The organism is Micromonospora sp. NPDC005237, from assembly GCF_040607775.1.
Taxonomy (GTDB): Bacteria; Actinomycetota; Actinomycetes; order Mycobacteriales; family Micromonosporaceae; genus Micromonospora.
On the sequence record NZ_JBEXHJ010000023.1, the window covers coordinates 1 to 12,589 of the forward strand.

Genomic DNA, 12,589 nt, shown 5'->3' on the forward strand with positions numbered 1-12,589 from the left:
CACATCGTTCTGTGTCGCGGTCATCACGGCACCCTCCTCACCAGGCACAACGCCTGGCAGGTCAGGCCGGAAACACCGTTAGATCCACAGTCCCGGGCGCCCGTTTTTCGTCGTCTGTGTCGTCGCCGTTGACGTCGAGCCAGAGGTCTCCGGGCAGTGCCAGCAGGCGTTGCAGCAGCGGCCGGTCGAGTTCGGCGGCGTGCTCGGTGGCGTGTGAGGCGATGTAGCAGAACCAGTTCGCCTCGTATCCGGTCTGGACCAGGTCCCATAGGAGGTGGGTGACTGGTTCAAGGACGGTCAGGAGCCGATTTAGCTGGGTGGCCAGTTCGACGTCGGACTCCATGCCGGGGCTGGAGCTCAGCAGCCATAGGGAGGAGTCTCGGGTCCGGGTTGATCGGCGGCTGACGGGCGTGCCGGACTCGAGTGCTGTGGTCGGTTGTAGGCCCAGTCGCTGGGTCACCGCTGCGGCGGTCAACCCTGCGCTTCCCCACAGGCGAAACGTCGCAGTGGTCTGCACACCGGTCAGTGTGCGTGTCTCGGCCTGGTTGGCGCCTGCGGTTTACCTGCCCGGTCGTCATCGCGGCGGGCCAGTCGCCGGGTCATTATGATGATCATTGACCACTGGACGAACGCGGCGTGGTGGGCGGGCAGCCGCTCGTAGTCGCGGCAGGTTCGCCGGCAGCGGGTGATCCACGACAGGGTACGTCCCACCACCCATCTGCGGTGATGGACCTGGAAGCCGACTTGGCCGGCATCCCGAAGTTCGTGGTGCCCTACGCGAGTCGGCCGACGAGCCAGCTGTGACCGATTCCTCGACCCGGATCTGTACGTGTCTGGCGCCGGTGTGCGGGTCAGGAAGATCGACCCAGGTCAGCGCTTTGGGGCCGCCGTACGTGGCGGTGGCGGCTCAGAGTCCGGTCTGGCGTTCGAGGTGTTCTGGGTAGCGGGCGCCCTGGATCTCGATCTTGTCGGTGGCGTCCTGGATTTCGGTGAGGTCGGCGTCGGACAGCTCGATTTCGGCCGCGCCGAGGTTCTCCTGCAGGCGTTCGATCCGGCGGGTGCCGGGGATCGGCACGATCCAGGGCTTGCGGGCGAGCAGCCAGGCGAGCGCGATCTGCGCCGGGGTGCTGCCTTTGCGCACGGCGACGCGGCCGAGCAGGTCGACCAGGTCCTGGTTCGCCTGCCGGGCGTCCTGTTCGAAACGCGGGATCGACGCGCGGATGTCGCCCGCGGTGAACGTGGTGCTGGTGTCGATCTTCCCGGTGAGGAAGCCTTTGCCGAGCGGGCTGAACGGCACGAACCCGATACCCAGTTCCTCCAACGTGGGCAGGACCTCGGCCTCCTGGCTGCGGGTCCACAGCGAGTATTCGCTCTGCACGGCGGTGACCGGCTGCACGGTGTGCGCGCGGCGGATGGTGCCGGCGGCGGCTTCGGACATGCCGAAGTGCCGCACCTTTCCGGCCTCGATGAGTTCCTTGACCGTGCCGGCGACGTCCTCGATGGGCACATTCGGGTCGACGCGGTGCTGGTAGTACAGCTCGATGGTGTCCACGCCGAGCCGCCGCAACGACCCTTCGACGGCGCGTTTGATCACCTCGGGCCGGCTCGACGTGCCGACCAGCTTGCCGTCCTCGGTGAACTCGAACCCGAACTTCGTTGCGATCACGACCCGGTCCCGGATCGGGGCGAGCGCCTTGCCGACGAGTTCCTCGTTGACGAACGGCCCGTAGACCTCGGCGGTGTCGAAGAACGTGACCCCGCCATCCACGGCATCGCGCAGAACCTTGATCATGGCTTGCTCGTCACCGGGGTTCGGGCCGTAGCTCTGGCTCATCCCCATGCAACCGAGCCCGATCGCGGAGACCTCAAGGCCCTGGCCGAGCATTCGCATCTTCATGCCAACTGTTCCTCTCTGATGGCGCGGCGGCGCCCTGGGCGGGGCTGAGCAGACGACGCCCATATCGGGCTCGTCGTCGCCGCGGCTGATCGACTACGTGTCTGATTCCTCGCCCACCTGCGACGTCGTGGCGTCGTGGGTGGCCGACCAGTTGGCCGGCATTCGCAGCCCGTCGGCCGACAGCGTCGCCCTGCTGTGCACCGAAGCCGGCCGTGACCCGTACGACAAGAGCCTGTCCGACCTCGTGGGCGAGTTGTCGACCCGCAATGAGGCGTGTGAGCGCCTTCGCCTTCGCGGTCTCGCTGGTCGGCCGCCGAGGAGCTCTTGCACCAGCCACCCGCGTGACGGTCTGAGTGTCGCGGACGATTACTTCGCTACGCCGGGTCGACGCGCATCGTGGTGGCGGTGGCCGGCGGGCGGGTCATCGTCTGGGTGTACGACGATCGGCCGTACTTGCTGCGGTAGACGTCATCGATCCGGGCGTTCAGATCCGGATCGTCGGCGGCGGTGAAACGGACCTCGTGCCGTTGACCGGCGGCAACGACCGAGCCGGTGCCGTACCGGTGGGCGCGCCGGAACCAGATGCCGGCGTGCCCTTTCCAGGACCGCACGTACAGATCTCCGTCGACGGCCACGATCCAGATCGGGGTACGCACTTCGGGCCGATCCGGCGCCGGTACGACGATGTCGATCTCCCCGGCTTCGGCCAGGTGCCGGGCGGAGGCGGTGTCCCATGCCATGACGTACCCCTTTCATGAGGGTGGGTGGGTCAGACCTACTCGGTCGGGGCGTCGGCGGGGGTGGTCGTCGCGGCCCAGCTGGCGAGCAGGCGCAGGGCATCGCCGGCGGGGGTGCCGACGGTCGCGCTGTAGGCGGTCAGGGTCAGGCCGGGGTCGGCGGGCAGCGGCATGGCCTCGAAGGCGAGGTCGAGCCGACCGACCACCGGGTGCTGGAAGCGTTTCACGCCGGTGTGGTGCAGGCGCACGTTGTGCGCGGCCCACCGGGTCCGGAAGTCGTCGCTGCGGGTCGCGAGCTCGCCGACCAGGTCGCTGAGCGCCTTGTCGTACGGGTCGCGCCCGGCTTCGGTGCGCAGCAGCGCGACGGTGGTGTCGGCGGCCTCGTCCCAATCGGGGTAGAACTCGTCGGCGGCCGGGTCGAGGAAGCAGAACCGGGCCAGGTTGACCGGCCGCGCGGCGGCCTCGAAGGCGGGGGAGTAGAGCGCCTCACTGAGGCGGTTGGCGGCCAGGATGTCGAGACGCCCGTTGCGTACGAATGCGGGGGCCTCGGTCATCGCGTCCAGCAGGCTCTGCACGCCCGGGCGGATCTGCTGCTTCGCAGGCCGTCGCCGCACGCGGGGGCTGGTGTTGGCGGCGCGGGCGAGGTCGTAGAGGTGGGAGCGTTCTGCGTCGTCGAGCTGCAGGGCTCGGGCGATGGCGTCCAGGACGCTGTCGGAGACGCCGGAGAGGTTGCCGCGCTCGAGGCGGGTGTAGTAGTCCGGGCTGACCCCGGCGATCATGGCGACCTCGGCGCGGCGCAGCCCGGCGACGCGGCGGGTGCCGCCGAAGGCGGGTAGTCCGGCCTGTTCGGGGGTAATCCTGGCGCGCCGGGAGGCCAGGAACTCGCGAACATCGTCCTGCGTATCCATGACAACCACGCTACGGCCACGGCCTCGGGGCATGGGGGTTCTGTCATTACCTGCTACGGCAAACCCTCCCACCGGCGCCCGGCGCGCGCTTACCTGGGCTCATGGAACTTCTCCCCGTTCGTCCGACCGTGAAGACGCCCGCGCAGACGTTCACCGGCGACGTCTACATGACCCCGATCTACAACGGCTCCGGGCCGTCGAAGATGACCGCCGCGCTCGTGCGGTTCACGCCCGGGGCCCGTACCAACTGGCACTCGCACGCCGTCGGGCAGACCCTGCACGTCACCGAGGGCGTCGGCCTGGTCGGCACCCGCGACGGCTCCGTCGTACGCATCCACGCCGGCGACACGGTGCTCTGCCCACCCGACGAACAGCACTGGCACGGCGCCGCCGCCGACACGTTCATGAGCCACCTAGCCCTGCTCGAGGCAAAGGCCGACGGCAGCGACCCGACCACCTGGCTCGAGCCGGTCGCCCAGGACCTGTACGAGAAGGCGAATCAGCAGTGAGCGACCTCACTTCACGACAGCAGGCGACAGCGACCATCGGAGCCTTCACCGCCGCGGGCCAGCTCCCGCAACTGCGCGACGCCCTTGCCGACGGCCTGGACGCCGGTCTGACGATCAACGAGATCAACGAGATCCTGATCCAGATGTACGCCTACGCGGGCTTCCCGCGCAGCCTCAACGGCCTCGGCACGTTCATGGACCTGCTCGAACAGCGCCGCACCAAGGGGATCACCGACGAGGCCGGCCCCGAGCCGACCCCGCTTATGAACGACAAGACCAGTGTCGAGCTCGGCACGGTGAACCAGACCAAGCTGTCCGGCAAGCCGGTGACGGGCCCGTTGTTCGACTTCGCGCCGGCCATCGATGAGTTCCTCAAGGGACACCTGTTCGGTGACATCTTCGGCCGCGACAACCTCGACTGGCAGAGCCGCGAGATCGCCACCGTCGCCGCCCTGGCCACCCTCGAGGGCCTCGAGTCGCAACTGCAGTCGCATCTCGGCATCGCCCTGAACACCGGGCTGACCGAGACGAACCTGCGCGGCCTGATCACGATCCTGCGCGAACGGGTCGGCGAGCCCCAAGCCGACCGTGCCGCCGCGGTCCTCGACAAATTACTGAACTGAGACTGGAGACTACCAAAATGCGTGCAACCCTTATGTACGGCCCGGGCGACGTCCGCGTCGAAACCATCACTGACCCGACCATCGAGCGACCCACCGACGCGGTCGTCCGGGTCGTGCGTGCCTGTGTCTGCGGCAGCGACCTGCACCCGTACCACTCCATGCCCGCCTCCGACCAGGGGCAGCAGATGGGTCACGAGTTCCTCGGCGTGGTCGAGCAGACCGGCTCCGACATCGCCACGGTCAAGGTCGGCGATCTGGTCGTGGCATCTTTCTCCTACCAGGACAACACCTGTGAGTTCTGCCGCGCCGGTTTCCAGACGGCCTGCTCCCACCCTGAGTTCGGGTTCTTCAGCGCCGCGCAGGCCGAGCTGGTCCGCGTCCCGCTGGCCGACGGCACGCTGGTTAAGCTGCCCGTCGGGACCGACTCCGAGTTGCTGCCGTCGCTGTTGACCCTGGCCGATGTGTACGGCACCGGCTACCACGCCGCCAAGCGCGCGAACGTGAGCCCGGGGGACACCGTCGCGGTCATCGGCGACGGCGCGGTCGGCCTGCTCGCCGTGCTGTCGGCCAAGCAGCTCGGCGCCGAGCAGATCATCCTGATGGGCCGCCACAAGGTCCGCACCGATTTGGGCATCGAGTACGGCGCCACCGACGTCGTCCCCGAGCGCGGCGAGGAAGGCATCGCCAAGGTCCGCGACCTCACCAAGGGCGGCGCGCTCAAGGTTTTGGAAGCCGTCGGGCACCGGCCCGCCTACGACCAGGCCGTCGGCATCGTCCGAGCGGGCGGTGTGATCAGCCGGGTCGGTGTGCCGCAGTACGAGGAGGCGCCGGTCGGCTTCGCCAGCCTGTTCGGCCGCAACATCACCCTCAACGGCGGCCCGGCACCAGTGCGCGCGTACATCGACGAGCTGCTGCCCGGCATCCTCGACGGCAGCGTCGACCCCGGCAAGGTCTTCGACCGCACCGTCAGCCTCGACGAGGTGCCCGCGGCCTACCGCGCGATGGACGACCGTGAGGTCCTCAAAGCCCTCATCGCCTTCTAGGTCACACCAGGGCTGCACCACACGCTGCGGGCGATTGTCGCCGGTCACCCGCAGGTCTCACGGAGCCAGGAGCAAGCACAGACATGACACCGACATCCGAACGCCCGGCCGCGGGTCGCACGCTGGCAGTCGCGGCGGCGGGCACGACGATGGTGCTGATCGCCTTCACCACCCCGCTGGCGACGCTGCCCGCCACGGCCGCAGGTGTGCACGCCGGCCCCGGGGGCCAGGCGTGGATCCTGAGCGGGATGAGTGTCGGCTGCGCGGCCGGGCTGCTCAGCAGCGGTGCGCTCGGCGACGACTACGGCCGCCGCCGTACGTTCCTGGCCGGCGCGATCGTGCTCGCGGTCGGCTCGTTGCTCGGTGCGGCCGCCCCTGATGCACTGGTCCTCGTGCTGGCCCGCATCCTGCAGGGCCTGGGCGGTGCCGCGATCGTGGCCTGCAGCCTCGGCCTGATCGGCAACGCCTACCCCGACGGTCCCGAGCGGGCCCGGGCGACCGGTGTCTGGGGCGCTGCCCTCGGCGCGGGGGTCGCGATCGGCCCCTTCTTGGCGCTCGGCCTGCAAACCGTCGCGGGGTGGCGCCTGCCGTACCTGGCCGTGGCCCTGCTGACCGCCGTACTCGCCGTAGCCGGGCACCGGACGCTCGCCGAATCCCGGGCCGCCCGGCCAAGCCCGGTCGACGCCGCGGGGACAGTGCTGCTGGCTCTGGGACTGTCCGCGCTACTCGCCGGACTGGTCGAAGGCCGCACCGGCTGGACCCAGCCCGCGACGCTCGGCCTGCTGCTGCTCGGTGTGGTCCTGGTAGCCGGGTTCGTGACGGTGGAACACCGCAGCCGGCACCCGATGCTGGACCTGACGTTGCTGCGCCGCCCCGACTTCGCCGGTGCGCTGATCGCCGCGCTCGCCACCGGCGCCGGAGTGCTGTCCCTGACCTCCTACACCCCGATCATCGTCCAACAGGGCCTAGCCGGCCCCGCTCTAGCCGGGGTGTCAGCGATGCTGGCCTGGTCCGGGCTCAGCGCGCTCACCCCGCTGACCGCCCGCTGGCTCTCCACCCGGGTCACACCGCGCATCCAGCTGATCGCCGGGCTGCTCGGCTGCGCCGCCGGGCAACTAGCCCTGCTCGGGCTGCACCGCGGCGACCACGTCTCCCGGATGCTGCCCGGCCTGCTGGTCGCCGGCGCGGCCAACGGGGTGCTCAACGCCGCGCTCGGTCGCCAGGCGGTCTCCAGCGTGCCGGCCGAACGGGCCGCCATGGGCAGCGGCGCCAACAACACCGCCCGCTACGTCGGCTCCGCGATCGGCCTGGCCCTGGTCTCGATCACCGTCGCCGGCGGTAGGCACGAGCCGGCGGCGGTGCTGCGCGGCTGGAACACCGCCGTCCTGATCACCGCCGCGTTCTCCCTGGCCGGCGCGCTGATCGTCCTGCTCGCCCGTGACCGTGCCCCCGTACCGGTCCTCGGCTGACTCCGAAGGAACCGCTCTATGCGAATCACCCTGACCGTCGGCGCTACCGTGCTGACCGGCACGCTCGCCGACAACCCGACCAGCCGCGATTTCGCAGCGCTGTTACCCCTGACCTTGAGCCTGAGCGATCACAACAGAACCGAGAAGATCAGCTACCTGCCGCGCAAGCTCACCACCGAGGGCGCCCCGTCCGCGACCGCCGCCACTGCCGGCGACCTCGCTTACTACGCGCCCTGGGGCAACCTGGCGATCTTCTACCGCGACTTCCGCCGCTCCCCGGGACTGATCACGATCGGTTCGCTCGACGGGGGCCACGAGCTGCTCCCTGGCCAATCCGGCGACTTCCCCGTGACGATCGCCCACGCCGACTGACATTTGCCCACCGGTTACCGCGTGGGACACCGCCGTCGCGGCGACTCCATGTGCAGCAGGCCGCTGCGTGGGTGAAGCGTCACCTGAGGGGAGGTGGGCGGTGCTCGCTCTGGTCCTGGTCGTCACGCTGGGGGCGGTACAGCTCGCCTCCAGGTTGCTCGCGCGCTCGCTGCGGATCGCCCCACCGGTGCTGCTGCTGGTGTGCGGTGTCGTACTCGGTTTCGTGCCGGTGTTGCGCAGCGTGCAGCTGTCGCCCGAGATGGTGCTGCTGCTGTTCCTGCCGGTGCTTCTCTACTGGGGAAGCCTGACCACCTCACCGCGCGAGATCCGTGACAACCTGCGGACCATCCTGCTCAACAGCACCGTTCTGGTGCTTGTCACCGCCGCCGTGACGGCGCATGCCCTCGGGTTGGGGTGGGGGCCGGCGTGGGTGCTCGGCGCCGCGGTCGCCCGACCGACGCGACCGCGGTCGGGGTGCTGGCCCGGTCGCTGCCGCGGCGCACCGTCACCGTGCTGCGCGCGGAGAGCCTGGTCAATGACGGCACCGCACTGGTGATTTACGGCTTGGCCGTCGGTATCACCGTCGGCGAGGAACATCTGAGCGTGCCGCACGTCGGCGGGTTGCTGCTGCTGGCTTACGGCGGCGGAGCGCTGGGCGGGATCGTGGTCGCCTGGCTTGGCGTACAGGTACGCAGGCGTCTCGACGACCCGCTGCAGGAAAGCGTCGCCGTCCTGCTCCTGCCGTTCACCGCCTACCTGCTCGCCGAGGCCGTGCACGCCTCCGGTGTCCTCGCGGTCGTGATCTGCGGGCTGATCATGAGCCAGGCCGGGCCACGTATCGGGCGTGCAGCCGCCCGGGTACAGATCCAGCCGTTCTTCACGCTGGCGGCCTACCTGCTCAACGGGGCGTTGTACATTCTTGTCGGTCTGCAGGTGCAAACGGCAGTACGCGGCCTGACCAGTGTTGCTCTCACCCGCGGCCTGATCATGGTGAGCGTCGTGTCGGCCACCGTCATCGCCGCCCGGTTCGCCTGGCTCTTCACCACCCCGTACGTGATCCGGGCGTTGGACCGGCGCCCGCAGCAACGATCTCGGCGTGTCGGCGCCCGTACCCGCGTGGTCAACGGTGTCGCCGGATTTCGCGGGGCGGTGTCGCTGGCCGCGGCCCTCGCTGTGCCGCACGCTGTCGCGTCCGGGCAACCGTTTCCCTGTACCGTGCCAAAACTGTGCTTCGCATTCGTGACCTGGGGATTTGCGAGTGGATCAAGCGGCTCGGCGGTATTCGTTGATCGCGCCACCCGTCAGCGACGGCCGGTGCGGGCCTCGGGTGACGTGCCGCCGTAGGTGGACAGATCGACGCTGATCAGGGCCGGGTGGATGGGACTTCGCTGCCGGCGGGCTGACCGTGCGGGCCACCGTGGGCATGGGGAATCTCCCGGCGGCCAGGTCCCGGGATCGGCCGGGGCGGTGGTGGCGCCGTCGAGGCGCGGACGACGAGCTCGACCGGTTGGTCGGCCGCCGGTGGAAGCTCGACGTCCGGCTTCTCGATGACCTGTACCAGCAGCGCGAGGCCCTGCCGCGCGACCTCGTCGAACGGCTGCCGCACGGTGGTGAGCGGGGGAGTGACGTAGGCGGCGACCGGGATGTCGTCGAACCCGACGACGCTGATGTCCTCGGGCACCCGGCGCCCGGCCTCGAGCTGCGCGCGGATGAGACCGATCGCCATGTCGTCGTTCGCGGCGAACACCGCGGTCACGGTGCCGTCGCCGGCCAGTTCCCGGCCCGCCGCGTAGCCGGACGCGGCCGACCAGTCGCCCTCGACGACCGGCGGCTCGTCCGCGCCGTGGGCTCGCAGCGCCTCGCGCCAGCCGGCGAGACGGTCCCGTGCCGAATACCACCGCTGCGGGCCGGCCAGGTGATGGACGGTCGCGTGCCCCAGCTCCAGCAGGTGCTCGGTCGCGGCCCGCGCGAGCCGGCCCGCGCCGACCCTGGCGGTCACCACCTGCGGCGCGGCGAAGGTGGGCGGCGCGCCGAGGACCAGGACCGGCACGTCGACGCTGATGAGGCCGACGCCCTCGTCGATCGGCTCGGAGATGACGACGCCGTCCACGCCCTGGCCCAGCAGCGACGTCAGGGCGCTCGCGATGCCGCCCGGGTCGCCCTCGATCGTGGCGGCCACCCGCAGCGTGTAGCCCACCTCCCGGACCGCCCGCTCGATGCCCATGAGCCACGACGCCGGCCCGTACAAGGCGCTGCCGAGCGTCACCACGCCGATCGACCGGGTCCGCCCGGAGGCCAGCGCCCGGGCCGCCTGGTTGCGCCGGTAGCCGAGCTCCGCGGCGGCGTCCAGGACCCGCCGGCGCACGTCGGCCGAGACATACTGCTCGTCGTTGAGGACCCTGGACACCGTCTTTTGGGAGACGCCGGCCAGCCGCGCGACGTCCACGCTGCGCGGCGTCGGAGGGCTTCCACCCGGCCTCGCCAGTCGCGTCATGGCACCTCCCGCCGCCGGCCATCGTCCTCTATGATTGCGCTGTCATGTCTACGCAGTCAGACGCTCGCCATCAAGATCCCGTAACCCGCCGTGACGCTGGCGAAGCACGTTTCTTACCAGCACCCTAACCCCAGTTTCGAACCGAACAGGTCAGGCCGGGCCGCCCGCCGACTTCACCGAAGACGACAGTGCTGCTGTCCACGCCTTCGGCGTGTCACGCGGCCGGGCGCCGCAGAGGCGAATCGGTTCGCTACTCGATCGGCGCCGCGTCGGTGGGCCGGCGGTACGGAGTGCCTGAGCGCGATGCCCTAGCACTCCGGAAGGGTCGTACTATCGGCGGCCACTCGAAGCTTGCGAGGCGTCAGGAGCAGGAAGTAACCGTCTTGAAACCTTGACTTCACGCTCGATGCACCCATTAATACGTACCTATGTATCTGGCCGCAACCACCCTTCCCGGGTGGTCGGCGACGCCGGCAGCTTTGTCGAATCGATTCGAGTATCGGCCTTGAGGCTGTGCCCTGAACCGGTGTTGCGGAGTTGGCGGATGAGTCACAGGAGGTAACCGTGCATCGTACGAACGTCCGCTGGGGTGGCCGATTGTCGGCGTGGGCCAGAGGGTTGGCCGCGACCGTGGCGCTCGCCCTGCCCCTGACGCTGGGTGGCCTGACCCTGGCGACCCCCGGTTCGGCCCTGGCCGCGCCGGTCGAGACGCAGAGTGTCGCGGCCGCCGGACTTGACGGTGTGGCGGCCGGGAACGCCGCGATCACCTCGATCGACCTGAGCGGGACCTGGGGCTTCACGCCCGCGGGCCGGGCGGCGACCACGATCGCGGTGCCCGGTGGCGGCTGGTACAAGCAGGGCTTCACCGACGTGAACGAGGCGGTGTACTCGCGCAGCATCACCGTGCCGGACTCGGGGCAGCCGCAGTCGACCTGGATCGAGTTCGGCGCCGTCAACCACCAGGCGACACTGTCGGTCGACGGCCGCGTGGTCGCCACCCAGACGACGGCGTTCACCCCGTCGAACTTCGACATCAGCGCATACGCGGCGCCCGGCACCACCCACACGATCACGGTGAACGTGAAGGGCCGCGGCGCGTTGAAGGCATCCAACGGCCGGTACCTGGTGCCCGACGCCGCCACGTGGTCCGAGGCGATACCGCAGGGGATCTTCGGGTCCGCGTTCCTGCGGGTGTACCCGGCGGTGTACGTCAGCGACACATTCGTGCGTACGTCGGTGGCGAACAAGACGCTGACCTACGACGTGACGGTGCGGAACACGTCGGGCAGTTCCCGGTCGGTGACGTTGACCGGGTCGCTGTCGTCCAGCAACGGAACGGCTTTCAGCTACCCGGCACTGCCCAGCCGTACGGTCACCGTGGCGGCCCGCTCGACCGTGATCGTGACCGTCGGGCCGGTCGCGTGGAACCTCGACAGCACCTCGTACTGGTGGCCCAATGTGCCGTACCGGTCGGGGTACCGGGCGCAGTTGCACGGGCTGACGGTGCATGCCGTCACCGATGACGGGCACACCAGCGACGCCACGTCCCGGTTCGGGTTCCGGGAGGCCACCCAGAACGGTGACTACTACTACCTCAACGGCGTGCGCGTGAACTTCCGCGGCGACAACCTCCAGGGTGGCGACTATGACCGGATCAACAACGGCGGCAAGGGCGACGCGTACCACACCCTGCCCGGCTTCCTGCCCCCGTCGTCCGGCAACGGCGGCTGGCCGCAGGCGGTGGACAACTACCAGCGGCTGAACTACAACGTGGTGCGCATCCACCAGGAGCCCGGGAGCCCGTACATGTTGGATGTCGCCGACGAGATGGGCCTGATGATCATCGACGAGGTCGCGATCCGCGGCTCCCAATCCTCGCAGGAGTGGCAGAACTCCGTCGGGCGCGACAACATGGTCAACCACGCCCGTGCGCTGGTCCTGCGCGACCGCAACCACCCCGCGATCATCCGCTGGAGTCAGAACAACGAGCCGAACCAGAGCGGCCAGGATTCCGAACAGTTCGAGAAGGACCTGTACGCGGCGATGAACGGCGCCGACGGCACCCGGCCGATCATTGTCGAGGTGGGCGTCGGCGGGAATGTCAGCCTGTATCCCGGGATGACGTACGCCAACTTCGCGGTGATCCCGCACTACGTCGACGGCTTCGGCAGGTACGGGGAGGGCCTGATCACCGTGAATGGGCGGCCCGACGGCGAGGGCGAGTTCATCTGGCCGGCATGCAACAACAAGCAGGGCTTCGAGTGGTTCGCCACGGCAACCCTGGCCAAGCGCGGCAAGGGCGCCACCGACCTGCGTCCGTACACGCTGCTGTCCGCCTGGGCCAGCGTCGTGCCCGGCGTGCGGTCCACCGACTTCACCCCGGAGGAGGGCGGTCACCCCATCTACGGCGCCGACAACCTGCCCGACCCCTGGAGCAACCCGCAGATCCAGCGCGTGCAGGCGGCGTTCAACCCGGTGGCCGCGGTCGACCTCCCCTACTGGTCCGCCTCCGGCAATTCGGACTCGAACGGCACCTT

Annotated in this window: 13 protein-coding genes; 8 read left to right on the forward strand and 5 right to left on the reverse strand. The window is 69.6% G+C overall.

What is annotated here, in order from left to right:
- Positions 1–61: 61 nt before the first annotated feature.
- From ABZT87_RS31180 to ABZT87_RS31195, 4 genes are all read right to left on the reverse strand, one after another.
- Positions 62–517, reverse strand: coding sequence for a DUF4279 domain-containing protein (locus tag ABZT87_RS31180; protein ID WP_355140036.1), 456 nt, complete (start codon positions 515–517; stop codon positions 62–64).
- Positions 518–907: 390 nt separating this feature from the next.
- On the reverse strand, positions 908–1,960 hold the full coding sequence (locus ABZT87_RS31185; RefSeq protein ID WP_355140038.1) for an aldo/keto reductase: 1,053 nt from the start codon (positions 1,958–1,960) through the stop codon (positions 908–910).
- A gap of 311 nt (positions 1,961–2,271) precedes the next feature.
- Positions 2,272–2,637, reverse strand: coding sequence for a DUF2255 family protein (locus ABZT87_RS31190; protein ID WP_355030195.1), 366 nt, complete (start codon positions 2,635–2,637; stop codon positions 2,272–2,274).
- 35 nt (positions 2,638–2,672) lie between these two features.
- Positions 2,673–3,542 carry a helix-turn-helix transcriptional regulator gene (locus ABZT87_RS31195; RefSeq protein WP_355140040.1) on the reverse strand — a complete coding sequence of 290 codons (870 nt, stop codon included), beginning with the start codon at positions 3,540–3,542 and terminating at the stop codon, positions 2,673–2,675.
- Between the two features lie 101 nt (positions 3,543–3,643).
- Here ABZT87_RS31195 and ABZT87_RS31200 point away from each other — a divergent pair, with 101 nt between their 5' ends.
- The 7 genes from ABZT87_RS31200 (at position 3,644) to ABZT87_RS31230 (ending at position 8,902) form a co-directional block, all read left to right on the forward strand.
- On the forward strand, positions 3,644–4,051 hold the full coding sequence (locus tag ABZT87_RS31200) for a cupin domain-containing protein (RefSeq protein WP_355030197.1): 408 nt from the start codon (positions 3,644–3,646) through the stop codon (positions 4,049–4,051).
- The gene (locus ABZT87_RS31205) at positions 4,048–4,674 is read left to right on the forward strand and encodes a carboxymuconolactone decarboxylase family protein (protein WP_355140042.1); all 627 of its coding nucleotides are present in this window, start codon (positions 4,048–4,050) and stop codon (positions 4,672–4,674) included. Before ABZT87_RS31200 ends, ABZT87_RS31205 begins: the two co-directional genes overlap by 4 nt.
- 17 nt (positions 4,675–4,691) lie before the next feature.
- Positions 4,692–5,717: an alcohol dehydrogenase catalytic domain-containing protein gene (locus tag ABZT87_RS31210; protein WP_355140044.1), complete on the forward strand. Its 1,026-nt coding sequence runs from the start codon at positions 4,692–4,694 to the stop codon at positions 5,715–5,717.
- 83 nt (positions 5,718–5,800) lie between these two features.
- Positions 5,801–7,186, forward strand: a complete 1,386-nt coding sequence (locus ABZT87_RS31215; protein ID WP_355140046.1) for an MFS transporter — start codon at positions 5,801–5,803, stop codon at positions 7,184–7,186.
- An 18-nt stretch (positions 7,187–7,204) separates the two neighbouring features.
- The gene (locus ABZT87_RS31220; RefSeq protein WP_355030201.1) at positions 7,205–7,558 is read left to right on the forward strand and encodes a cyclophilin-like fold protein; all 354 of its coding nucleotides are present in this window, start codon (positions 7,205–7,207) and stop codon (positions 7,556–7,558) included.
- 100 nt (positions 7,559–7,658) lie between these two features.
- Complete coding sequence (locus tag ABZT87_RS31225) at positions 7,659–8,114, forward strand: cation:proton antiporter (protein ID WP_355140048.1); 456 nt, start codon at positions 7,659–7,661, stop codon at positions 8,112–8,114.
- Positions 8,069–8,902 carry a cation:proton antiporter gene (locus ABZT87_RS31230; protein ID WP_355140050.1) on the forward strand — a complete coding sequence of 278 codons (834 nt, stop codon included), beginning with the start codon at positions 8,069–8,071 and terminating at the stop codon, positions 8,900–8,902. The genes ABZT87_RS31225 and ABZT87_RS31230 overlap by 46 nt, the downstream gene beginning before the upstream one ends.
- Positions 8,903–8,921: 19 nt before the next feature.
- Here ABZT87_RS31230 and ABZT87_RS31235 read toward each other — a convergent pair whose 3' ends face one another.
- Complete coding sequence (locus ABZT87_RS31235) at positions 8,922–10,052, reverse strand: LacI family DNA-binding transcriptional regulator (protein ID WP_355140052.1); 1,131 nt, start codon at positions 10,050–10,052, stop codon at positions 8,922–8,924.
- A gap of 564 nt (positions 10,053–10,616) precedes the next feature.
- On the opposite strand from ABZT87_RS31235, the gene ABZT87_RS31240 reads away from it, so the two are divergent.
- On the forward strand, positions 10,617–12,589 hold a 1,973-nt coding region (locus ABZT87_RS31240; protein WP_355140054.1), incomplete at its 3' end, for a glycoside hydrolase family 2 TIM barrel-domain containing protein.

Excerpts from the sequence above, each read along its gene's own strand:
- ABZT87_RS31185 (WP_355140038.1), bottom strand. The coding sequence starts at position 1,960 with ATGGGCGTCGTCTGCTCAGCCCCGCCCAGGGCGCCGCCGCGCCATCAG.
- ABZT87_RS31190 (WP_355030195.1), bottom strand. The coding sequence starts at position 2,637 with ATGGCATGGGACACCGCCTCCGCCCGGCACCTGGCCGAAGCCGGGGAG.
- ABZT87_RS31195 (WP_355140040.1), bottom strand. The coding sequence starts at position 3,542 with ATGGATACGCAGGACGATGTTCGCGAGTTCCTGGCCTCCCGGCGCGCC.
- ABZT87_RS31200 (WP_355030197.1), top strand. The coding sequence starts at position 3,644 with ATGGAACTTCTCCCCGTTCGTCCGACCGTGAAGACGCCCGCGCAGACG.
- ABZT87_RS31210 (WP_355140044.1), top strand. The coding sequence starts at position 4,692 with ATGCGTGCAACCCTTATGTACGGCCCGGGCGACGTCCGCGTCGAAACC.
- ABZT87_RS31215 (WP_355140046.1), top strand. The coding sequence starts at position 5,801 with ATGACACCGACATCCGAACGCCCGGCCGCGGGTCGCACGCTGGCAGTC.
- ABZT87_RS31220 (WP_355030201.1), top strand. The coding sequence starts at position 7,205 with ATGCGAATCACCCTGACCGTCGGCGCTACCGTGCTGACCGGCACGCTC.
- ABZT87_RS31235 (WP_355140052.1), bottom strand. The coding sequence starts at position 10,052 with ATGACGCGACTGGCGAGGCCGGGTGGAAGCCCTCCGACGCCGCGCAGC.